The organism is Enterococcus sp. DIV0187 (assembly GCF_051713785.1).
Classification (GTDB): Bacteria; Bacillota; Bacilli; order Lactobacillales; family Enterococcaceae; genus Enterococcus_A; species Enterococcus_A avium.
In genome coordinates this window covers 3,466,417-3,489,451 of sequence record NZ_JBIOQO010000001.1, presented here as the reverse complement: position 1 = coordinate 3,489,451, position 23,035 = coordinate 3,466,417, and the positions used below count along the sequence as shown (strand labels likewise).

Here is a 23,035-nt window from a genome sequence, read left to right as displayed (position 1 = left end):
AATGGGACTCTTTATTAGAACTACTAAATAATGCAATCTTAGCTTCAATCAAAGAATTGATAGGATTCATATTTTTTCATCTTTCTTTAATTACTTTTGCTGGATTTCCTCCAATAACAACATTCCTTGGAAATTCTTTTCCAGGAACAACAGAACCAGCAGCAATAACCGTACCACTCTTTATATGAGCTCCTGGTAAAATAATAACTCTAGCTCCTATCCAACAATCGTCTTCAATCAAAACTGGTTTCTTTATTGTTCCTCCATTAATCAATTTTGTGTTAGTATTTGTAATTTCATGGTTTTGTGTAAAAATCATAACTTCTGGTCCCATTAAAACATCATTTCCAATTATCACCTTGTCGGCAGCTATAATCCAACTTCTGTCTCCTATACTTGAATTCATTCCTATTGAAATATTTTCTAAATAGGATAATTTTACATAGGGTCTGACATTCGCATTTTTACCAACAAATCCCATATTTTTTTTCAAAAAAAAGTTTTTAAATTGTCTAATTTTTTTTTCTAAACTAGCTAATCGATAAGGAACAAAAAATCTATTTAATAGGTTAAAAAAAAGATAGGCTATAAATTTCATTTAATATCTTCCAATACCAAATTTACTTTATCAATCAATTGCTTATTTACTTTCTTTGCTTCGTAATCTTTCGCTGTATTTACAGCATTTAATTTAATCTCATTTTTACGATTTTCACTTAAGTCATAAAAATCTAAAATAGATTGAGCCAATGATTCAACATTTCTAGGCTCGAACAAAAAGCCATTTTCCCCATGTTTAACATATGTTTTTATTCCACCAAATTCACTACCAATGACAGGCGATCCACAGGCCATTGCCTCTAATCCTACTAGTCCAAGACTTTCTCCGGCTCGAGTACTTGGAAAAAGAAACACATCAAATAAATTATAATAATAAGCCAGTTTTTTTTGATCTAACATTTCTATTTTTTGTACATATCGTTTTAAATTCAATTTTTCAATTAGATTTAAGGCTTCCTTATTTTCTTTTCCACTACCTATCATTATCAATTTAGCTTCTGGAATCTTATTTAGTATCTTAGAAAAAGCATATAATGCAGTATCCCAACCTTTTTCTTTATCTATACGACTTACATATCCAATAATGAAACTATGTGCTTCTTTAGAAACACATACATCTGTATTAAATATATTTGAATCTATACCTGCGGATGGAGAAACAAATGTTGGAACATCTCCATATTTTTCTTTTACAACTTTTTCAAAATATACTGAAGGGACCACTACTAAATCTGCTAAGCGCACCAGATATTTAGTTAAAAAATTAGTTTTTCTTTCTAATTTTTTTTCAGGTGTTACATCACTTCCATGAACGTTCACAATCAATTTAGTTTTTTTGTTAAAAACACATCCCAAAATTAGTGGGAGACTATTATATCCTGCATAATGAACATAAACTAATTCATAACGCCCAAATACAAAATTAAAAAAAACATTAATATAAAAGATTAAATAGCCCAATACTTTCGCCATTATGCTTTCTTTTTTTGTTAATGAAATAACTCTTATTTTGTGTGTTTCTTGCAGTTTTTCACAAAAATTTTTTACGAATACCCCATAATTAGGAGCTTTTGGCGATGGATACATATTCGAAATAACTAAAATCAACTTTCTTCACTCTCCTTATGACCATCTGTACTTATATAAGCTAAACAAATCGCTAAAATTGTTGCGGTCATTGAATTAAACAATACATGTCCCGCAAAAATACTGTATATAAACAGAAGTAATAATAATAACTTAACTGGGGTGTTTATATATCTAAAATAATTTATCAATCCTTTTCTAAAGAAAAAGACATAACTGATTAGGCCTACTAATCCATAAGAAAAGAAGAAATCACACCAATCCATTTCCGTTACAACTCTTCTAATAGGATCCCAAAAATGTTCCAAATTAATAGTGTAACCACCTCCAAAAAGAATGAGATAATTTCCTCCCTTAGAAGAAACTATTGCATCTAAGGTATTTTTTAAAAACATAGAACGACTGCTAGTAATAAAGGTAAGTAGGTTTCCTTCAAATTGATTATAGAAATATTCCCCTCTTCCAAAAATTCCATTAATCATGTCAACAAAAGTGTTATAAAAAAGTACATAACCCATTAATAATATACTTAAAATTAAACCTAAAAATTTAATACGAAAGTGCTTAGAAATTTTTTTACCACCTAAAATTCGTAGAATAAATATACAAAAATAAGTAAGCACGAAGACTAATCCTGTTTTTGTCCCCAATAACAACAGTGAAATGCAGTTTAACCAAAATCCTACGAAATGAATCTTACATTCAAAGAATTTCATACACTGTTCTCCACTTATGCGTAAATCTTGAAAAAAGGATTCACCTGTAAATACTACAAATCCCATTAATATGGCACAAAGAGAATTAACCTCAATAAAATAGCCTTTTGATCCGACCCCTTCACTGAGTTGCGTAAAAAAACTTTCTCCACTTGTATCATAAGTAGCAAATCCAAGCCCAAACATAGATGGAACAATTACTAAAACACTATATAATATAGAAAGAAAACTTAACAATTGAACTAAATCTTTTCGAGTTAAGCGTCCCTTTAAAATAGAAACATTAAAAAAAACGTAATACACAGGTGCTAAGAGTATTCTAAAAATGGATTTCAAATCACTTAAAAAAAATTGTAATTGTCCATGTAAAAAGGTATAATCTCCTAATACTAAAAAAACAAAAAACAAACATAGCAAAAGCATTTCTAAAATTTGCACATAAAAGTAACCCCGTACCAAGCTTATACATATCAAAACCAATAAAAAAATTCGATATAGATCCGAAACATGACATCCTTGAAATGCCCCATTTAATGATTCTACTAACGGCATCATTCCCAAAACACCTAGCGTAAATTTTTCTATTTTCATTATTAGAGCTCCATTGATTTATAATTCATAGATTTTTTTCTCACCTAATGTTACTTCTATTTGTTTTTTGAAATGAACATATTCATTAAAACAAAAAATATATAAAATGATTATGCTTTCTAACGCAACAAACATTAAAAATATAATTAGAACAAATTGTTTCTTATTCAAACTCTTTTGAACTTCACTTCGTTTTGCTTTAGATACCATACTCAATTGATAATTGTTTAATTTTTTAGGTATTCTTTTTACAGCATTTTTTGCAATTAAATTGGATAAATAGATACTATCTCGGCTACTATCTGAAAAAAACTGTACTGAAACAATTTGAGAATTATCGCTAATCAATATCTTTAAATTATTTTTTAAATCATCAAGGGAATATTTTTTATCTAGTTTTGATAAATTTATCTGGTCATGCACATTCATTAAAAATTCGTCAGTATACATATAGATACTATATGTACCTATGTACTTTAAATCAAAAGGTTGCATGGTTGTTTGACGTGTCTTTTCATCTTCGGATATTAATATTTGACTCTTAGCATCATAAATTTTAGGAATAACACTTTCATAGAATGTTCCTACAAATAGTGCAATGCTTCCTGCTATCACCACAATAAGTAAACCAAATTTCTTTAAAGCAAAAAAAACAGTATCTTTTTTAACTTTCATTAGTTTTCCCCTTTGCTTTTTGTCAAAACAACAGAAATATTCTCTATCTTATGATTTTCTTTTAATTCTCTTATATAAAGAAGATATTCTTTTTTGACATTCTTTTTATCAAATATAAATAAACTATCGCAGAAATAATCCTTCATCTCGGTAGCACTTAAAAAATCTTGCGAATTAAACATTAAATAAATTTTTCTATAATTTTTATTCAATTCATGGTTTTCATAACTTTCAAAAAATTTAGAAACATCATCAATAGATAACCTTATTTCTGTTTCATCGAAACTTTCTTGAATATTAATCTTTTTTTCATCAAAAAGGATTGGTAATTTGTTCTTACTTTTCACTATTTTTACTATTAAAGATTTAGTTGTTGATTTGTCTTCAACAACTAGATCTTTTACAAAATTCACACTTTTTTGTTCCAAGATTTTATCCGAATAAAACACAGAGATTTGTTTGGAATCAAAAAAATTTTTTGAAATTTGAGTTATAATTTTCTGTCTTTTATCCCTTTTACGATATGAATGCGTCATCATTGCTACTCCTTATTTCCTTAATTAGTTTAAATAGAAATTGAAAATTACCAATAAAATATCTTCTTAATAACCGACGAGGTTCTTGTTTTACTCGAAATAACCATTCTAGATTAAATTCCTGCATCCATTCTGGCGCTCTCTTTATACATCCTGACAAGACGTCAAAACTTCCTCCTACGCCCATAAAAACTGAGTTAATTTCTTGCTTCATAAAATAATCAATTAAGTACTCTTTGGTTGGGGAAGTAATACCTATAAATACAAAATCAGGTGACTTTTTTTTTAAACTTTGAGCAACCATATCCCAATCTTTCTTTTCAAAATAACCATCTCTATAACCAATAATTTTTAAATTATGGTAGCTATTCTCAATATTCTGTACCATCAATTTTACAACATGCTTTTTAGCTCCTAAGAAAAAAACTGTATATTCTTTCTTTTCACATAATGTTAATAGATTTTGCATCAAATCTATTCCAGCTACTCGCTCAGGTAATTTCTTTTTTAAAATATTTGAAGCTAATACTACTGATGCACCATCCGCATTAATTACTTGTGCATCAGTAATAATTTTTTGGAATCTTTCTGATTCTTTATAAAATTGATTTATTTTATCCGCATTTACTCCTAAAACATGGATAGGTTTTTCTTGTTTTTTTAGCTGACAAATGTATGTAATAGTTTGTTCCATTGTTAAAGCATCAATATCAATTCCAAACATCTTTTTTTTTTGATTCATTAAAAGCATCAATTTTAATACGCTCCTTCATTAGTTAATATAACTTTAATGGTTTTCAAAATAATTTTTAAATCATTGCAAAAATTAATATTATTGATATATATCAAATCAAGGTGTATCATTTGGTCAAATGTTAGATTGTTTCTTCCACTAATTTGCCATAACCCTGAACATCCGGGTAAGACCAATAATCTTTGCTTTTCATATTCCGAATATTCGTTAACTTCTTCTAATAAAGCGGGTCTAGGCCCAACTAAACTCATTTCTCCTTTTAAAACATTTACAAGTTGTGGCAATTCATCAACACTAGTTTTTCTTAAAAATTTACCAACATTTGTAACCCGAGGATCGTTTTTTATTTTAAATTGTTTTCCACTCATTTCATTTCTTTCTTTGAGCAATTCTAATTTTTCCTCTGCATCAAAACACATACTCCTAAATTTATACATTTTAAATGTAGAACCATTTTTCCCTACTCTAGTTTGTTTGAAAATAATTGGTCCTGGCGAATCAATTTTTATTAATAAAAACACTATAAAGAATAAAGGAAATAATATGATTAAACCTATCACACTAAAAATTAAATCAATGCCCCTTTTTCCTATATTGCAGTATCCACTTTTAGACTCCCAAAAATTTTGCTCCAATCTAAATCTACCAACTTTCTTCGTGTAATTTGAACTAAATTTAATTTAAACAAAAACGTGAATAAATATCATTAAGGTTAACTTTTCTCACGGTTGTTCTTTATTAAATAACACATAACTATCATTTGACAAAAGACCATAATAATGAGACGTTCTCAAAAATAGTTGAGTGGATCTTGTTTTAAAGAAATAGAGTGTACAAAAAATAGTAATTTATCGCTGGGCATTTCTGGTACAACTCTGAAGAATTAAAAGCTATCTTTCTTTACCAATATCGCTTTCGTAGTAATAAAAATGATGAATCTGTTCTTGATTATGTTTAATCTACATACTTATTGCTCACCCTCCTTTGATTAAGTAAATCAATTTTATTGTTTCCTTGCCTTACAGGAGTTAAGTATAGAGAAGTTAATCCACATTTTTTTCGTAGAATTAACTCGCGTGGTCAAAAAAATAAAAAGTGTTATTTTGTGAAAAAAGGTAGTGAGGAGGCGTGTATGTACGCTCCTCCTCACTACCTTTATATCTTACATTTTTCTGAATTTGATAAACAACCCATCCATGAAATTTTGAATGGGTTTGGGCTCACTCGTTCGTTGATTAAGCAGGGCTGTCTGTATGATAACGCCGTTGCGGAGTCAACCAATATGACGCTTACCGTAAGTGCCTAATCATTTGTACCTACAACTTAAAACCACCTACACGTATACTTGAGCTATCAGGAGAAACGGAGGTGGTTCTTTGAAAGCCACAAATGACATCGTTCCTATCCAAATTCACAATCAATCTAGAGCAGCTCGTGATCAGAAAAAAGAATAGTACCGTAAAATTGACCCTGCGTATCCGTCAGAAGGATGGTTCTGAAGTCTTGATCTATATGGCGTAAACAGCTATATCCTCTCGGCAATCCTTAAGGAGTTGAGATAAGTTGTTTCTCGATTTTACTAAAGTAGAAAAAATCTTTCTCGTAACCGGTAAGACAGATCTTCGCAAAGGAATTGACGGACTTGCCAGGATTATCCAACAAGACTATGAGCTGGATGTTTACGAAGATGCCATCTTTCTTTTTTGCGGCAATCGCTGTGATCGATTTAAATTACTCTACTGGCATAACGATGGCTTTTTCCTGAGATACAAACGAATTGAAAACGGTCGACTCCAATGGCCGAGAAAAAAGGAAGAGGTTCGCCAACTGTCTGTACAACAGATTCACTTTACTGGCTATTCAGCACAGGAAAGCATAGCGCACATCCAATCGTGTATTACCATCACGCCCAATCGCGAGCTGGCGAAGTACCAAAGCAATTTCTGGCAGATTTCAACGGGTATCTGCATTGTGATGGCTACGCAGGCTATCACACGGTGGAAAACGTCACACTCGTTTATTGGTAAATGCCTAATAACTCGGTACCTATAAAGTATTTCCACCTTCATCTATACTTGAGCTATCAAGTGAAACGGAGGTGGTTCTTTGAAAAACACAAATGATATCGTTCCTATTCAACTTCACGATCAATCGAGAACGGCTCGTGATCAGAAAAAAAACAGTCCCGCAAAAATTGCCCTGCGTATCCGTCAGAAGGATGGTTCTGAAGTCTTGATCTATAATGGCGTAAACAGCTATATCCTCTCGGCAATCCTTAAGGAGTTGAGATAAGTTGTTTCTCGATTTTACCAAAGTAGAAAAAATCTTTCTCGTAACCGGTAAGACAGATCTTCGCAAAGGAATTGACGGACTTGCCAGGATTATCCAACAAGACTATGCGCTGGATGTTTATGAAGATGCCCTCTTTCTTTTTTGCGGCAATCGCTGTGATCGATTTAAATTACTCTACTGGCATAACGATGGCTTTTTTCTGGGATACAAACGAATTGAAAACGGTCGACTTCAATGGCCGAGAAAAAAGGAAGAGGTTCGCCAACTGTCTGTACAACAGATTCACTGGCTACTTGAGGGATTAAGCATTCACCAACCCAAAGCAATCAAGGCTGGGACAAAAGGATTCTTTTAAACAGAGTGAAATCGTTGATTTTATGCGGTTTTCTCTGTTTTTTGATGCGCTTAAATGGTATAATAATAACAGTAGTAATAATAAAACGGTGGTGAATTTCTTGTCCTTACAAACAAATTCTTCTTCTAACAATAACGTCGAAGTAGATGTGAATATCCTACTTCAACTCCTTGAATCTCAGACAGAAACGATTAAAGAACTTCAGCGTGCGAATCAAGCATTGAACCAAGAGGTTCATCTTCTCAATGAGAAATTGAGCTATTTTACGGATCGTTTTTTTGGTCGTTCCAAAGAAACACTGGATTCACAAGTGACTGGTCAATTAAACCTATTTTCTGATGAGGTTGAAGATAGTAAGACCGTTCCCAAAATAGAAGAAGGACAAGAAATAACAGTAAAAGGACACAAAAGAAAAATCGGTCAAAAAGCAGCGAAGATCGCCCATCTTCCCTTAAAAGAAAGACACCATGAATTGTCAAATGAGCAACGAATCTGTAACCAATGCGGCACTCAAATGACCGACATTGGCACAACCAAGATTCGCGAAGAGGTGCTTTTCCATCAAGCCATGTTAGATCGGCTCGTTCATTACCAACATACGTATTGTTGCAAAGAATGCGAAAAGGCAGATGTTTCTTCCTATAAAAAAGCCCCTGTTCCAAGACCTGTCGTTTCCAATAGTTTAGGATCAAACAGCGTGATTGCCGAGACCATCCGATTGAAGTTTGGTCAAAAAGTACCTGCCAATCGGCAGGAAAGTTATTGGCAAGAAACATTGGGTCTGGATATTTCCCGAGATAACATCACCAACTGGCATATCAAAGTTTGTCATAACGCCTTAGACAGTGTAGCCCAACGATTAAAGAGTCATTTAACCCAAGAAGAAATTCTTCACGCCGATGAAACCACGTACCGGGTCATTGAGAAGGGCAAGAAAGACACGCATTACTGGCTATTCAGCACAGGAAAGCATAGCGTACATCCAATCGTGTATTACCATCACGCCCAATCGCGAGCTGGCGAAGTACCAAAGCAATTTCTGGCAGATTTCAACGGGTATCTGCATTGTGATGGCTACGCAGGCTATCACGCGGTGGAAAACGTCACACTCGTTTATTGTTTGGCTCATGCACGTCGGAAGTTTTTTGAAGCACTTCCAAAGAACAATAAAAACGAGGAAACGCCTGCTTGGATCGCTGTAAAAATGATCGATATCTGGTTCCGATTGGAACGAGAGTGGGTCGACTTATCCGCTGAAGATCGGCTGAAAAAACGCCAGGATTATTTAACCCCTCTATTCATCAATTTCTATGAATGGCTGGGCTCCTTTACAGCAGTTCCGAAATCCAAACTAGATACAGCGGTCAAATATGCGCTAAAGTTGCGTGGAGGATTTGAGCGGATTTTTGAGGATGGACGCTTGGAACTTAGTAATAACTTAGCGGAGCGCCAGATAAAAGAGCTGGTAATCGGTCGCAAGAATTCTATGCATTCGTGCAGTTTGGAAGGTGCTCGAACTTCGGGAATCATCCTAAGCGTGTATCGAACAGCTGAAGTAAATGGATTGAATCCAGTGAAGTATTTGGAATTTCTATTTGATCGCATTCCTAATCTAGCGCATGTTTCTAATGAAGCGTTGGATGAGCTTTTGCCTTGGCAGCCTCTCGCACAAGCAACGTGCGCCAAACAGTACGCAAAAACAACCAAATAACTTAAGTCCATTATAGGGCTTAGGTTATTTGGTGTGTAGGTACTTGATGATTAGGCATTTACGAACCACCTCCATTACACTTGATAGCTCAAGTATAGGCAGAGGTGAAAACACTTTGTAGGTACCGAGTGTTTAGGCATTTACTTTACCTTTAGTATATGACGCTTACAATACACTTTACTATATTACGTTTACAGTCAGAACAACAACACGGCTAGACAAGATAGCTATCTAGCCGTGGGAGTCTCTCGATTATTCTATTGAATTTCTTCACCAACACTCATTGACGAAGAGTCAATTATAGTTGCTACTAATTTCTTCATTCACAATTAGTGGCACACTTAATATGCCGCCAATTCATATTGATGAGACATAGTCAAAACTTTTATTTTGTATTAATTGGAACAGCTGCCCGAGTAATCTCTACATAAGTTGGAGAATAAAGAACAACATAAACTTTGCTCGTCGTTTTTAACCCCGTTCCAATATAATACTGGAAGGTGCCATTTTTTAATTCTTCACTAGGAACGATTACTTCCATCTTACCATCCACTTCGACACCGATTAATGCGGCTTTGTCGTAGTTCAAGGTTCCTGTTATCTTTTCATCTGTTCCTTCGATATACGGATTGACGTGAGTGATTTCATCCTTCGCTGCCTTTTTAAAAGATACGGCTTGGCGAGTAATTTCTGTATACCCTGCAGTATACAAGACCACTTCCACTTTATCCGTTGGTTTCAACCCTTTTCCAGCATAGTATTGGAAAGTGCCTTTTTTCAATGTATCACATGGCACAATTCCTTTGGATTGCCCATTTACTTCTAATCCAACTAGGGCTGCACTATTATAAATGAACGTTCCTGTCACCTTTTCATCAATTCCCAAAACAAATGGATTCACTCTGACGATTTTATCTCGAGCTGTTTGAACTGGCACTACTTTCCGCGTAATTTCTACACCTCCAACAGTATACAAGACCACTTCGACCTTATCGGTTGTGCTCAATCCATTATTTCCTGGATAATATTGGAACGTCCCATTTTTCAATGTATCACTCGCCATCATACCTAAAGATTGCCCATTTACTTCCAAATCAATCAATGCTGCTTGATCATAAGACACAGTTCCTGTTACCATACCATTCGGTCCTGCAATATAAGGCGTCACATTGGTTATTAGATCTTCCGCTTGCTTAATCGGTACGGTTGCTCGTGTAATTTCACTATAATTGGCTGTATATAACACGACTTCTACTTTATCGTTTGCACTTAATCCATTATTCCCTGGATAATACTGGAAGGTGCCATTTTTCAGCGTATCACACGGGACAATCCCTTTGGATTGTCCATTCACTTCCAATCCAACTAAGGCTGCACTATTGTATTTTATTGTTCCTGTTACCATGCCATTTGGCCCTGGTGCATAAGCGTTTACTTTCGTAATCTCATCGGTTCCAGCCTTTTCAATTGTTACAGACTGACAAGTAATTTCATTCTTGTTCTCATCATAAAGAACAACATAAACTTTATCTGTCGTTTTTATTTTTTTCCCAATGTAATATCGGAATTCACCAGATGTTAATCCTTCCAAAGAAACAATGGCTTGTTTGGCTCCATTGATCTCTACACCAATGTAAGCTGCTTTATCCGCCGTATAAGTTCCTTTTACCACTTCATCTGTACCTACAACATAGGAATCCACTTTCGTAATTTCATCGTTCCCAGCTTTTTGATCCAATAAAGTTTGTGCTTGTGTCACTAAATCTACTAATGTTTGCTTGTTCGTTTCCGTATCTGGTAAAGCTTCAACACTTGATTTTGTAGTGTCAATGGTCGTTTGTGTCACACCAGCATTCAAACTGGTATGTTCGGCACTTCTAAACAAAGCATTCACTTGTTTAGAAATCTCATCCGGCCATAAATTACTTGCATCTAAATTAATATTTCCAAATTTGGTAAAGTTTACTTTCTCTCCATAGATAAGACAATTTTTTAAGCCGTTAAATATGTCTCTCATAGTAGTCACTTTGGACGTATCAAAATTGCTTAAATCCAGATTCGTTAGACTTGAACAATTCTGGAACAGATACTCCATATTCGTCACTTTAGACGTATTCCAATTGCTTACATCTAAAGTAGATACTTGTGGATCACCACTAAACAGTCCATACATATCCGTCACTCTTGATGTGTCCCACTTACTTACATCTAAAGTAGATATTTTTGAACACCTTATAAATAGTCCACGCATATTCGCGACTCTGGATGTATCCCACTGGCTTACGTCTAAAGTGGTTAGACTTGAACAGTCCCGAAACATACCTTCCATACTGGTCACATTGGATACGTCCCAATCTTTGACATTTACCTCGGTCAAGTTTTTACAACCATCAAACAGAAAGCTCATATTCGTTACATTTGAGACATCCCAGGTACTTAAATCTAGAGTTGTTTTCCCAGTATAGTTTCTGAACATTCCGGCTAACGAACTAGGTAATTTCCAGTTGCTTATATCTAAATTTGTCAAGTTATCACAATTTGCGAACATAGCATCCATGTTCGTTACATAGGATGCGTCCCAGCCGTTTAATTTTAATGTAGTCAAACTACTACAATTATTGAACATGCCGCTCATATTCGTTACATTTGAAACATTCCAACTACTCAAATCAAGCGTATCAATATCACATCCATCAAACATCTTCGAAAGATCTACTGTTTTTGATAGATCCCACCCAGATAGGTCAACGAATTTTAACCCTTTAAAATTCGTAAACATCCCAGCCAAAGAAAGTGGTAATTTCCAATTTTTTAAATTCAACTTGGTTAATTTATCACAACCATCGAACACATTAATGACACTCGCATTGGATACATCCCAACCCTCAAGATTTAGTTCTGTCAAGTTCTCACAGCCTTGAAATGCTTTGTCCATATCAGTTATTTTTGATACATCCCAGCCATTTAATTTTAGAACGTTTAAATTACTACAATTTTCAAACATACCTCTTAAAGTGGTCAAATTAGAGGTATCCCACCCAGATAAATCTAAGCTTGTTAGACTTTCGCATCGAGCAAACATAATGTATGTATCAGTCAAACTTGACGTCTTCCATCCACTTATATTTAAGGTAGTCAGTTTTCGATCATTAACAAACATGCGTCTAAATGTTGTGACATTTGACACATCCCAACCACTTAAGTCTAAGTTTGTAATGCCTCCACTCTCCTCGAACATACTCGTCATATCGGTGACATTCGACGTATCAAAATTACTTACATCTACATTTGTTAAAGCTTTACAGCTATAGAACATATACTGCATATAGGTGACATTCGACGTATCCCAATTACTTACATCTACATTTGTTAAAGCTTTACAGTAACCGAACATCCACCTCATACTGGTGACATTCGACGTATCAAAATTACTTACATCTACATTTGTTAAAGCATTACAGTAATAGAACATAGTATCCATATTGGTAACATTTGATGTATCCCAATTACTTACATCTACATTTGTTAAAGCATTACATTTATAGAACATATACTGCATATCGGTGACATTCGACGTATCCCAATTACTTACATCTACATTTGTTAAAGCATTACATTTATAGAACATATACTGCATATCGGTGACATTCGACGTATCCCAATTACTTACATCTACATTTGTTAAAGCATTACATTCACCGAACATCCAAGACATATTGGTGACATTCGACGTATCCCAATTACTTACATCTACATTTGTTAAAGCATTACAGTAATAGAACATAGTATCCATATTGGTAACATTTGATGTATCCCAATTACTTACATCTACATTTGTGAAAGCATAACATCTATAGAACATATACTGCATATCGGTGACATTCGACGTATCCCAATTACTTACATCTACATTTGTTAAAGCATTACATCCATAGAACATAGTCCGCATAGTATTAACATTCGACGTATCAAAATTGCTTACATCTACATTTGTTAAAGCTTTACAATTTGCGAACACAGCAAACATATTGGTAACATTCGATGTATCAAATCCCCGCATATCAATGGTTGTTGCTGTACTACCGTCGAAAAGAGAAGTCCAATCCGTATCTAACACTTTGATCTCTTTGTTCGTTCCAATTGCTGAAAAACTCGTTAAACCTTTTAAGTTCAAGGTATCTGACATTTCCACTAAAGAAATGGCTACGGGTTTATTTTTGAAAGTAGTCGGTACTTGAACATTTGTTTTATCTCCAGTATAGTTCGTAAGCTTATATCTTCCTAGCTGTTCATCCCACTGGCCGGTCCAATCACCTTCAGTTACATCGGTACCATCATCTTGAGGTTGAGCTACTTTTGGTTTATTTTGAGTTTCTGCGGCCTGTTCATTTCTAGTGCTCGACGAAGTTGATTCTTCAGATGACGAATTGTCATTATCATTTTCGTCAGACTGTTCCACTGCGGATTCTACATTTTCACTAGAAACAGTAGACCCATCTATCGAATCAAGAACAGAATCACTGGGCTGTTTGAGCTCTTTTTTTGCATCTTCACCACTTACAGTAGTCGCAGGTGCCTGCTGTACTTGTTCTTCCGCATAAACAGTAACACCTTGTTGTAGTATATTTAAGGTCATTGCTGAAAACATCAGTCTAGAAATAATTTTTTTGTATTTCATTTTTTTCCTCCTTGTTTTTCACTACTATAATAAGAAAATAAGGTACGTTTTCTTACTTTTTTCTAAAATAAATCCTCTTCCGTTCTAAACATTTGAATCTAAACAGAAATTTCCCAACTTGCTGTTCCTGCTTCACCTGCATCATAAAATAAGGTAATCTTTTTAGTTTCTGTAGGAAGTTCAAATGTTGCTGTTCCAGTCAAACTTTTTTCTTTCTCAATCATCTGACCAAAGTTGGTTCCTTTTGAATAGGGTGAAATTTTTTTATCATTGACTTTCACGATAAAATCATTTGAACCGAAACCAACTTCTGTATTTGTTGTATTTTTAGCTGTTAATTTTACTGAAATAATTTTATGCTTGTTGTCACCACCCTTTTTAGCAACTGACACCTTATTAAGTGTTATCTCTAATCCTTTAACGTATTGAGCCTCCTTATTTTCTTTTACTTTTTTATTTTCTACTGCAACTTTATGGTCTTCTTTTGTCGCTTCTGTTGCAGTATTAGCTGTGTGACATCCTGCTAAAGAAAACAAACTTACTCCTAATAAAATGTGACTAACTAATTTTTTATTCATCCTCTATTTTTCTCCTAACTTTTTTACTATTTGTGAAAATATCAATCAAAAATTATTCTCTATTTTTTTATATACATATTCAATGGCTACACTTATTCAACTTTTATTATGCATTTAAAACAAAAAATTCTGTTAGCTGATCTATGAATTGTCTTTATCATATAAAATTGCCTCTAAAATTCGTTTACTGGCATTTCCATCTCCATATGGATTTTTATTATTTATCGATTTATTATAAAAATTTTCATCCATTAAAAAATGTGTCACCATATTAACGATATTATTCGTTTTGGTTCCTACTAAATGCAGATTTCCTGCCATAACCCCTTCTGGTCGCTCAGTTTCAGTTCTCAAAACTAACACTGGTTTTTTCATAAAAGCGGCTTCTTCTTGAACTCCTCCAGAATCTGTTAAAATTAAAAAACTCCGACTAGCAATATTATGAAAATCCACTACATCTAAAGGTTCTATTTTCTTCAAACGATCCGATCTAATTAAATGTTCACTTGCTAATTTTCGTATTTTAGGGTTCTTATGAATGGGAAATATGATAATTATATCTTCATTCTCTTTCAATAATTGGTTGACCGCTCTAAATATATTAATCATTGGAACACCTAAATTTTCTCGACGGTGAACAGTTAACAAAATAATTTTTTTTCCATTACTATTTGTTAAAATAGGATGTTCATAATTAGAACAAATAGTGTATTTTAAAGCATCAATTGCTGTATTTCCTGTTACACAAATTTTTTTCTCATCGTGATTTTCTTTAAGTAAATTTTCTCTATTTTTAGTTGTAGGAGCAAAATACATATCGGCAAGAACATCGGTCAATTGCCTATTCATCTCCTCTGGAAATGGAGAATATTTATCCCAAGTACGTAAGCCAGCTTCTACATGTCCAATTTTTATTTGATGGTAAAATGCCGCTAGTGAAGCTGCAAACGTAGTAGATGTGTCTCCGTGAACAAGAAGAATATCTGGTTTTTCTTCAGAAAAAATACTATCCAATTTACTTAAAATTTTATTTGTAATAGTACTTAAAGTTTGATTAATAGACATAATATTTAGATTATAATCAGGAATAATGTGAAAAGAATTTAAAATACTGTCCAACATTTCTCTGTGTTGACCAGTCACAATTGTCTTCACTTCAAACCTACTGTCTTTTTGCGCCTCAATAACTAAGGGGGCCATCTTTATTGCTTCAGGTCTTGTTCCAAAAACAATAAAAAGTTTTATTGGTTTCATGATTTTTCTCTCCTCTTTGATTTACTTAAAAGAGTCATCCAAATTCTTTTTCGATCATAATCAGTTAATATGAAAAAGAAAACAAAGAACGAATAGATTACTGTATAGCCGATACCAAATAGAATAAATATTTTGACATTATCAATTGGACATAAAAGTTTAAACAATTCACCTATTATTGTTGTCGTAAAGACTACTAAAGTAATTTTGATCATTTTCTGCCAGAATGATCTCATGTTTAATTTTATTATTTTATAATAATAAACATTCATAAATATCCCATTTACAATTAGCATTGTGATTAACGTTCCTAAAACAGAGCCCACGATTCCAAATTTTAATGCTAAGAAAAACGTAAGCAGAATATTTAAAAAAGAAAAACTTAATGCAACTAATGAAACAATCATATGCTTATTAAATAAGCGAATAATTTCCATGCCTATGCTTTGAATGGCAGGAATTATTAATGGAATAATCAATAAAATAGACACAAGATAAGATTGTTCATAAGAACTTCCCACCCATAATTGAATGAAGTAAGTTCCTAAAATGATGAATCCACCAAACAAATAACCTACAATCAGAAATTGGATCTCTCCAATTTGCTCCATCAATTTACTCAATTTTTCAATTTTATTATGTTCATTTCTTAATTTATATACTTGTGGAATATAAACACTTGAAATTGCTGTAGAAATCGTTAAAATATATTCTTAATTTGGTTAGCAACACCATAAATCGATACTTCTTTTGCTCCTGAAGTAATTCCTAAAACAAAATTAGGTAAATTCCAATTGATTACGTCAACAAATTGATTAATAAATATAAATCCTGAAAACAAGAATACTAATTTAAATTTTTTTGTTTTCAAGTTTTTAAAACTAAACCGCATTTTTAAATCAATACAAGCAACTTTACATTTGGCTAACAAAAAAACAAACGTAATAAAAACTTGGATGCACACAACCATAACTACTTTAAATTTTAATAATAGAAAAGGAAGTGTAAGTATTGGAACAAGCAACGTAATCAAAACATCTTGTAGTTTTTGAGTTTTGAATTGTTCATTTGCTAAAATATAGCAATCAAAATAAACTGATGGAAACGTTAGTCCTACATTAATAATCAATAATTTAATCAATTGTTTGACAGTTACTAACTCGTTTGAAGTAAACGATTTACCCAATATGTTATCTACATGACGGAATATGAATATTCCAATACCGAAAGAAAGGAAGGTAAGGAATAAAAAGATCAATAAATACATACCATTTAATTGCTTTAATTTGTCTCGATCTCTAAAATCTTCTGCATAGAACTTGATATAGGCTGTAGAAAAACCTAAATGAAGAACAAAGAGTGTAGTTATAAAAGAGGTCGTCATTTGATACAATCCATAATCAATTTGACCAAGCATACGAATTAAAAACGGTGTATATAGAAAAGCTGATAAATTTTTTAATAAGATATTTAAATAGGATAAAACTATCCCGCTCTTTTTTTGCATAATAACCTAATCGCTTACCGCCTTGTATATTATTATATTTAGGGTTTTAATTTTCCGATTATCAAAAGAGAACCCTAGAAACCTTTGTATCTTTCTATTGGCATTTCCTCATTCCTTACTTAATGGATTGAGAGAGTGGTTCATCTCCTCCTCGAGTTTCTAAAACTCTTACTCGAAAGATTGATCCCTCTTTCTACTAAGCCCTTTGCTAATGAGTTAGATGTTGTAGGCTCTCCGCCTGATCATCTATCCAAAACAAAGTAGTGACTCTTTTCATTTAAGTGGTAATCAATCCAACTATTATTAAGAAGGTGTTCTTATGTTCTATCTTGGTATTGATATTAGTAAACGAACATACGCCGCATCGGTGATGAATGAAAGCTAGAAAGCCCTATTTAAAGGCTTTTCTTTGTTGCAAAATATTCCGACATAAAACGTAACTTTTTAACTGGCCTTTCCCATTATTAAACATTTGACCAGCGTCAATTGAATAGTTAAATTGACTTTTTATTTATCGTTAGACATTTCCGGCACAAATTCAGGAGAAATAAGAGATTGGCTTTATTCCTTTTCCGGTATCGCTTTTTCTTAGTAACAAAAATGATGAACCTGTTATTATTCGTATATAATCTGCATCTCCATCGCTAAACCTCCTTTGATTAAGTAAATCAATTTCGTTGTTTATTTGACTCACAAGAAGTAAGTATAGAGAAGTTTTTCCATATTTTTTCCGCAAATTCAACTCGTATGGTCAAAAAAATAAAAAAGTAGCGAAGAGACATGTGTGCGCCTCTTCGCTACTTTTATTTCTTACAATTTTCTGCTGCTTTAACACTAACTTCTAATAGTAATCCCAATGTTTCAAAGACAAAATTGGTTAGTTCTAGTTTATAATCAATTGTCGTTAGGGAAATATCTGTTCGCTAACTTCCACTTATTCCAGTTAATCTGCTGGCTTATCTAAACTTCAACTAAATAATTCTTAGATGCTAATTAAAAAGACAGTCGCGATTGATAACAATTAGGTCGTAACAATGTACTTAAGATATTCTGAACTTTTTCACAACCAAAGAAAACTCCAGCCTATAGCATACCTAGATACTTGTCCGTTGATCCAGCTATTTCACTACTTTCTTTCTAACGAAATGTAGCTAAACTAGACACTGTCAACTTAAATTTACACTATACTATAAAAACTTTTCATTCTTGAGTTAGTTTATCGGTGTTCATTATTTTTCAGTTTTAATCTACAAATTTATTTTTTGCGATTCCTTTTAGCTCATACTTAAATAACTGAGCACGTATTTTTTGCAACTCCGGCAAATCAAAAATATAGGCTATCTGCAACTTTCGGCAAGCCAACTTATCCAAAATAGCGTATGACGTATCATACAGCAGTAAGTCCTCCTCGCTATAGTCATCTTTCTTACGAGGATCGAATTGATGAATCGTTACCAACGCCCCATATTCATGAATCAATAGTTCCTTGACAAGTAAATAATCAGTATAAAAACTAGTTAATATAAACAACCGCCTTGGCCGCGCCTTCTTACTGAGCAAAAAAAAACAGTTTAGCGGTTAAATACTTGAGGTGATCTTCTGAAAAAATCAATGGGATACCAGTTAATTGGTTCCACTTATGAAAAATATTTCTAATCCGCAGCATTAAAGTCGCCGGCACTTCTACCGAATTCCCCAGTTCGATGTGCTCTTCAGGAATCATCGCTTGTAAGTTAAAAATGTATTTGCGGATAAAGATAATCAGTGCCGCTTCAAACAAAGGTTCATTTTGCAATGTCACACCGAATTCGGTTTCAAATAACCCAACTAATTCACTATAAGCTAGGCGCTTGGAGTTCGCAATCAGTTCAACATATGACTGATAAGTCTCCATCAATTCTTGATCATCGTAATAATTGGCATTCATAATATTAAAGACTAGCGCATAATAAAAAATTTCTGCTTCTTGAATATCTATGTGGACTTCTTGTTGTAAAAACACTTTGATTGGCTCAGCTAAGCGTCGATAAATCGGCGTATTTTGTAATAGTTTCTGTGACATCGGATCAAAGATTACTGGCGTTTTTTTACGACGGTCAAAATCTAGTTGGAATAAAATGCTGGCGTGCTCTTTGGAATAATTTGGAAGAAGGCCTTTTTCGATTTGCTCAACTTCGGCAAATAATTTTTCAAAAGCATAAGTATGATAATCTGAAATCGGAATAAACTTGATACCTACGTTCATTTGAAAGAAAGTCAATAAGAAACGAATCCGGCATTCATTGTTCACCCGTGCTTCATCCGTGACATGAATATCTAGTTCCTCTACGTAATGAATTACACTATTTTTCGTAAATGCCTAATAACTCGGTACCTATAAAGTATTTCCACCTTCATCTATACTTGAGCTATCAAGTGAAACGGAGGTGGTTCTTTGAAAAACACAAATGATATCGTTCCTATTCAACTTCACGATCAATCGAGAACGGCTCGTGATCAGAAAAAAAACAGTCCCGCAAAAATTGCCCTGCGTATCCGTCAGAAGGATGGTTCTGAAGTCTTGATCTATAATGGCGTAAACAGCTATATCCTCTCGGCAATCCTTAAGGAGTTGAGATAAGTTGTTTCTCGATTTTACCAAAGTAGAAAAAATCTTTCTCGTAACCGGTAAGACAGATCTTCGCAAAGGAATTGACGGACTTGCCAGGATTATCCAACAAGACTATGCGCTGGATGTTTATGAAGATGCCCTCTTTCTTTTTTGCGGCAATCGCTGTGATCGATTTAAATTACTCTACTGGCATAACGATGGCTTTTTTCTGGGATACAAACGAATTGAAAACGGTCGACTTCAATGGCCGAGAAAAAAGGAAGAGGTTCGCCAACTGTCTGTACAACAGATTCACTGGCTACTTGAGGGATTAAGCATTCACCAACCCAAAGCAATCAAGGCTGGGACAAAAGGATTCTTTTAAACAGAGTGAAATCGTTGATTTTATGCGGTTTTCTCTGTTTTTTGATGCGCTTAAATGGTATAATAATAACAGTAGTAATAATAAAACGGTGGTGAATTTCTTGTCCTTACAAACAAATTCTTCTTCTAACAATAACGTCGAAGTAGATGTGAATATCCTACTTCAACTCCTTGAATCTCAGACAGAAACGATTAAAGAACTTCAGCGTGCGAATCAAGCATTGAACCAAGAGGTTCATCTTCTCAATGAGAAATTGAGCTATTTTACGGATCGTTTTTTTGGTCGTTCCAAAGAAACACTGGATTCACAAGTGACTGGTCAATTAAACCTATTTTCTGATGAGGTTGAAGATAGTAAGACCGTTCCCAAAATAGAAGAAGGACAAGAAATAACAGTAAAAGGACACAAAAGAAAAATCGGTCAAAAAGCAGCGAAGATCGCCCATCTTCCCTTAAAAGAAAGACACCATGAATTGTCAAATGAGCAACGAATCTGTAACCAATGCGGCACTCAAATGACCGACATTGGCACAACCAAGATTCGCGAAGAGGTGCTTTTCCATCAAGCCATGTTAGATCGGCTCGTTCATTACCAACATACGTATTGTTGCAAAGAATGCGAAAAGGCAGATGTTTCTTCCTATAAAAAAGCCCCTGTTCCAAGACCTGTCGTTTCCAATAGTTTAGGATCAAACAGCGTGATTGCCGAGACCATCCGATTGAAGTTTGGTCAAAAAGTACCTGCCAATCGGCAGGAAAGTTATTGGCAAGAAACATTGGGTCTGGATATTTCCCGAGATAACATCACCAACTGGCATATCAAAGTTTGTCATAACGCCTTAGACAGTGTAGCCCAACGATTAAAGAGTCATTTAACCCAAGAAGAAATCCTTCACGCCGATGAAACCACGTACCGGGTCATTGAGAAGGGCAAGAAAGACACGCATTACTGGCTATTCAGCACAGGAAAGCATAGCGCACATCCAATCGTGTATTACCATCACGCCCAATCGCGAGCTGGCGAAGTACCAAAGCAATTTCTGGCAGATTTCAACGGGTATCTGCATTGTGATGGCTACGCAGGCTATCACGCGGTGGAAAACGTCACACTCGTTTATTGTTTGGCTCATGCACGTCGGAAGTTTTTTGAAGCACTTCCAAAGAACAATAAAAACGAGGAAACGCCTGCTTGGATCGCTGTAAAAATGATCGATATCTGGTTCCGATTGGAACGAGAGTGGGTCGACTTATCCGCTGAAGATCGGCTGAAAAAACGCCAGGATTATTTAACCCCTCTATTCATCAATTTCTATGAATGGCTGGGCTCCTTTACAGCAGTTCCGAAATCCAAACTAGATACAGCGGTCAAATATGCGCTAAAGTTGCGTGGAGGATTTGAGCGGATTTTTGAGGATGGACGCTTGGAACTTAGTAATAACTTAGCCGAGCGCCAGATAAAAGAGCTGGTAATCGGTCGCAAGAATTCTATGCATTCGTGCAGTTTGGAAGGTGCTCGAACTTCGGGAATTATCCTAAGCGTGTATCGAACAGCTGAAGTAAATGGATTGAATCCAGTGAAGTATTTGGAATTTCTATTTGATCGCATTCCTAATCTAGCGCATGTTTCTAATGAAGCGTTGGATGAGCTTTTGCCTTGGCAGCCTCTCGCACAAGCAACGTGCGCCAAACAGTACGCAAAAACAACCAAATAACTTAAGTCCATTATAGGGCTTAGGTTATTTGGTGTGTAGGTACTTGGTGATTAGGCATTTACTATTTTTCAACTCATAAGCTTTTGACATGGAGATAAACTCAATTTCGGCGAATTGATCGACACTACCAAAATTATTTTTCAAGAAGAAGCAACAAGCTCTAACAAACAATGAATCTTTGTATATTCGTTTTAAATATTCTCGTTTGCTACATGTGGATTTATTCAAAATTGAGTATCCTGTTGTTTCTGAGACAATCAAAGGGGGATTAACCGCACAATAATATAATAATATAGATTAATCGCTTTGAAATGGAGCTGTGACAAAAGTCTTGTCATAGCTTCTTTTTCCGAATAAACGGTGTTCCAGAAGTAGCTTCTTCGGAAATAAGCCAAAATTTTACAAAAATTTGAGAAACAATTTTCGGAAATTCCTTCTTATTTCTTGAAGCTGACCACTACTGTCACAACCTCATTCCATATTCTCTATTTGTGTCATTGCGAATTCATCTTTTATTGATTGTGTTGGAACTTCAATAATACATGAAATTTGCAAGGGGATTTTTTATTTTTCTAGGTGGCTAAGTTCATTATGAAATCCGCCAATATTTATCTTTCGATATTCATCCAATGCTTTTTCACCTTCTTCAGTTAGAAAGATAATGTCATTCTCTCTCACTTCTAACCAACCTCTATGCAAAGAGATTCGTAGTAAGTTTCCTCCTTTTCGAGAAGATAAATTTAAACCTTTACATATGCCGGAAACAGTATTATCAGTATTTTGCTTTACATATTCCAAACAATCTACTGGATTCATTTTCATAATCAATTCCTTTCAACTCCTTATATATTAATTAAATCTGTTGTCCCCACTTATCTAAACCTAATGTTTAGATTGAGAGGTTTCTTGCCATCTGCATATTCACATTTTGAACAAATTAAATTTTGTTTATTTTGATAATATTAGGTCTTTACCAGTCAACCTTGTATTGTAATTTAGTAACAAAATTAGACTGTGAGACATTAGGAATACTTTTCGCTAATTTATGGCTATGT

Annotated in this window: 23 protein-coding genes; 8 read left to right on the top strand and 15 right to left on the bottom strand. The window is 34.1% G+C overall.

Features of this window, described 5'->3' with window-relative positions; all coding sequences use genetic code 11:
• Positions 1-76: 76 nt before the first annotated feature.
• The 7 genes from IGI52_RS17080 to IGI52_RS17050 are packed head-to-tail and all read right to left on the bottom strand — an operon-like array spanning position 77 to position 5,554.
• The gene (locus IGI52_RS17080; protein WP_438781845.1) at positions 77-598 is read right to left on the bottom strand and encodes an acyltransferase; all 522 of its coding nucleotides are present in this window, start codon (positions 596-598) and stop codon (positions 77-79) included.
• Positions 595-1,668: a glycosyltransferase family 4 protein gene (locus tag IGI52_RS17075; protein WP_438781843.1), complete on the bottom strand. Its 1,074-nt coding sequence runs from the start codon at positions 1,666-1,668 to the stop codon at positions 595-597. Before IGI52_RS17075 ends, IGI52_RS17080 begins: the two co-directional genes overlap by 4 nt.
• The gene (locus IGI52_RS17070) at positions 1,665-2,954 is read right to left on the bottom strand and encodes a hypothetical protein (RefSeq protein WP_438781842.1); all 1,290 of its coding nucleotides are present in this window, start codon (positions 2,952-2,954) and stop codon (positions 1,665-1,667) included. The genes IGI52_RS17075 and IGI52_RS17070 overlap by 4 nt, the downstream gene beginning before the upstream one ends.
• Before the next feature lie 18 nt (positions 2,955-2,972).
• The gene (locus IGI52_RS17065) at positions 2,973-3,629 is read right to left on the bottom strand and encodes a hypothetical protein (RefSeq protein ID WP_438781840.1); all 657 of its coding nucleotides are present in this window, start codon (positions 3,627-3,629) and stop codon (positions 2,973-2,975) included.
• A complete protein-coding gene (locus IGI52_RS17060) occupies positions 3,629-4,165 on the bottom strand; it encodes a hypothetical protein (protein ID WP_438781839.1) in 537 nt (178 codons plus the stop codon). Before IGI52_RS17060 ends, IGI52_RS17065 begins: the two co-directional genes overlap by 1 nt.
• The gene (locus IGI52_RS17055) at positions 4,146-4,916 is read right to left on the bottom strand and encodes a WecB/TagA/CpsF family glycosyltransferase (protein ID WP_438782259.1); all 771 of its coding nucleotides are present in this window, start codon (positions 4,914-4,916) and stop codon (positions 4,146-4,148) included. The genes IGI52_RS17060 and IGI52_RS17055 overlap by 20 nt, the downstream gene beginning before the upstream one ends.
• 5 nt (positions 4,917-4,921) lie before the next feature.
• Positions 4,922-5,554 (bottom strand): sugar transferase, encoded by a 633-nt coding sequence (locus tag IGI52_RS17050; protein WP_438781838.1) that lies wholly within the window; start codon positions 5,552-5,554, stop codon positions 4,922-4,924.
• 497 nt (positions 5,555-6,051) lie between these two features.
• On the opposite strand from IGI52_RS17050, the gene IGI52_RS17045 reads away from it, so the two are divergent.
• The 5 genes from IGI52_RS17045 to tnpC (IGI52_RS17025) all read left to right on the top strand — a co-directional run bounded on the left by IGI52_RS17045 (position 6,052) and on the right by tnpC (IGI52_RS17025) (position 9,277).
• Positions 6,052-6,225, top strand: a complete 174-nt coding sequence (locus IGI52_RS17045) for a hypothetical protein (RefSeq protein ID WP_438782275.1) — start codon at positions 6,052-6,054, stop codon at positions 6,223-6,225.
• A gap of 257 nt (positions 6,226-6,482) precedes the next feature.
• Positions 6,483-6,971, top strand: coding sequence for an IS66 family insertion sequence element accessory protein TnpB (gene tnpB, locus IGI52_RS17040; protein WP_438781836.1), 489 nt, complete (start codon positions 6,483-6,485; stop codon positions 6,969-6,971).
• Positions 6,972-7,025: 54 nt separating this feature from the next.
• On the top strand, positions 7,026-7,211 hold the full coding sequence (locus IGI52_RS17035; RefSeq protein ID WP_438781825.1) for a hypothetical protein: 186 nt from the start codon (positions 7,026-7,028) through the stop codon (positions 7,209-7,211).
• A gap of 1 nt (position 7,212) precedes the next feature.
• Positions 7,213-7,566 carry an IS66 family insertion sequence element accessory protein TnpB gene (tnpB, locus tag IGI52_RS17030; RefSeq protein WP_438781823.1) on the top strand — a complete coding sequence of 118 codons (354 nt, stop codon included), beginning with the start codon at positions 7,213-7,215 and terminating at the stop codon, positions 7,564-7,566.
• Positions 7,567-7,714: 148 nt separating this feature from the next.
• The gene (gene tnpC / locus IGI52_RS17025; RefSeq protein ID WP_438782258.1) at positions 7,715-9,277 is read left to right on the top strand and encodes an IS66 family transposase; all 1,563 of its coding nucleotides are present in this window, start codon (positions 7,715-7,717) and stop codon (positions 9,275-9,277) included.
• Positions 9,278-9,662: 385 nt separating this feature from the next.
• On the opposite strand, the gene IGI52_RS17020 is transcribed toward tnpC (IGI52_RS17025), so the two are convergent.
• The 7 genes from IGI52_RS17020 to IGI52_RS16990 all read right to left on the bottom strand — a co-directional run bounded on the left by IGI52_RS17020 (position 9,663) and on the right by IGI52_RS16990 (position 19,584).
• Entirely contained in the window at positions 9,663-13,955 is a 4,293-nt protein-coding gene (locus IGI52_RS17020; protein WP_438781835.1) for a BspA family leucine-rich repeat surface protein, read from the bottom strand.
• 98 nt (positions 13,956-14,053) lie between these two features.
• Entirely contained in the window at positions 14,054-14,533 is a 480-nt protein-coding gene (locus IGI52_RS17015; RefSeq protein ID WP_438781834.1) for a DUF4352 domain-containing protein, read from the bottom strand.
• A gap of 141 nt (positions 14,534-14,674) precedes the next feature.
• Entirely contained in the window at positions 14,675-15,787 is a 1,113-nt protein-coding gene (gene wecB, locus IGI52_RS17010) for a non-hydrolyzing UDP-N-acetylglucosamine 2-epimerase (RefSeq protein ID WP_438781832.1), read from the bottom strand.
• Complete coding sequence (locus tag IGI52_RS17005) at positions 15,784-16,398, bottom strand: hypothetical protein (RefSeq protein ID WP_438781831.1); 615 nt, start codon at positions 16,396-16,398, stop codon at positions 15,784-15,786. Before IGI52_RS17005 ends, wecB begins: the two co-directional genes overlap by 4 nt.
• A gap of 89 nt (positions 16,399-16,487) precedes the next feature.
• Positions 16,488-17,294, bottom strand: coding sequence for a lipopolysaccharide biosynthesis protein (locus IGI52_RS17000; RefSeq protein ID WP_438781829.1), 807 nt, complete (start codon positions 17,292-17,294; stop codon positions 16,488-16,490).
• 1,242 nt (positions 17,295-18,536) lie between these two features.
• Entirely contained in the window at positions 18,537-18,824 is a 288-nt protein-coding gene (locus IGI52_RS16995; protein WP_438781828.1) for a hypothetical protein, read from the bottom strand.
• Positions 18,825-18,843: 19 nt separating this feature from the next.
• Positions 18,844-19,584 (bottom strand): hypothetical protein, encoded by a 741-nt coding sequence (locus tag IGI52_RS16990; protein ID WP_438781827.1) that lies wholly within the window; start codon positions 19,582-19,584, stop codon positions 18,844-18,846.
• Positions 19,585-19,728: 144 nt separating this feature from the next.
• On the opposite strand from IGI52_RS16990, the gene IGI52_RS16985 reads away from it, so the two are divergent.
• The 3 genes from IGI52_RS16985 (at position 19,729) to tnpC (IGI52_RS16975) (ending at position 21,980) form a co-directional block, all read left to right on the top strand.
• Complete coding sequence (locus tag IGI52_RS16985; RefSeq protein ID WP_438781825.1) at positions 19,729-19,914, top strand: hypothetical protein; 186 nt, start codon at positions 19,729-19,731, stop codon at positions 19,912-19,914.
• A gap of 1 nt (position 19,915) precedes the next feature.
• The gene (gene tnpB / locus IGI52_RS16980; protein WP_438781823.1) at positions 19,916-20,269 is read left to right on the top strand and encodes an IS66 family insertion sequence element accessory protein TnpB; all 354 of its coding nucleotides are present in this window, start codon (positions 19,916-19,918) and stop codon (positions 20,267-20,269) included.
• Between the two features lie 148 nt (positions 20,270-20,417).
• Entirely contained in the window at positions 20,418-21,980 is a 1,563-nt protein-coding gene (gene tnpC / locus IGI52_RS16975) for an IS66 family transposase (protein ID WP_438782257.1), read from the top strand.
• A gap of 564 nt (positions 21,981-22,544) precedes the next feature.
• Here tnpC (IGI52_RS16975) and IGI52_RS16970 read toward each other — a convergent pair.
• Positions 22,545-22,808: a hypothetical protein gene (locus IGI52_RS16970; protein WP_438781821.1), complete on the bottom strand. Its 264-nt coding sequence runs from the start codon at positions 22,806-22,808 to the stop codon at positions 22,545-22,547.
• Positions 22,809-23,035 lie beyond the last annotated feature (227 nt).

Coding starts and splice junctions, on each gene's coding strand:
- IGI52_RS17070 (WP_438781842.1), bottom strand. CDS start 2,954: ATGAAAATAGAAAAATTTACGCTAGGTGTTTTGGGAATGATGCCGTTA.
- IGI52_RS17060 (WP_438781839.1), bottom strand. CDS start 4,165: ATGACGCATTCATATCGTAAAAGGGATAAAAGACAGAAAATTATAACT.
- IGI52_RS17055 (WP_438782259.1), bottom strand. CDS start 4,916: ATGCTTTTAATGAATCAAAAAAAAAAGATGTTTGGAATTGATATTGAT.
- IGI52_RS17020 (WP_438781835.1), bottom strand. CDS start 13,955: ATGAAATACAAAAAAATTATTTCTAGACTGATGTTTTCAGCAATGACC.
- wecB (WP_438781832.1), bottom strand. CDS start 15,787: ATGAAACCAATAAAACTTTTTATTGTTTTTGGAACAAGACCTGAAGCA.
- IGI52_RS17005 (WP_438781831.1), bottom strand. CDS start 16,398: ATGGAGCAAATTGGAGAGATCCAATTTCTGATTGTAGGTTATTTGTTT.
- IGI52_RS17065 (WP_438781840.1), bottom strand. CDS start 3,629: ATGAAAGTTAAAAAAGATACTGTTTTTTTTGCTTTAAAGAAATTTGGT.
- IGI52_RS17080 (WP_438781845.1), bottom strand. CDS start 598: ATGAAATTTATAGCCTATCTTTTTTTTAACCTATTAAATAGATTTTTT.
- IGI52_RS17015 (WP_438781834.1), bottom strand. CDS start 14,533: ATGAATAAAAAATTAGTTAGTCACATTTTATTAGGAGTAAGTTTGTTT.
- IGI52_RS17000 (WP_438781829.1), bottom strand. CDS start 17,294: ATGCAAAAAAAGAGCGGGATAGTTTTATCCTATTTAAATATCTTATTA.
- IGI52_RS17045 (WP_438782275.1), top strand. CDS start 6,052: ATGTACGCTCCTCCTCACTACCTTTATATCTTACATTTTTCTGAATTT.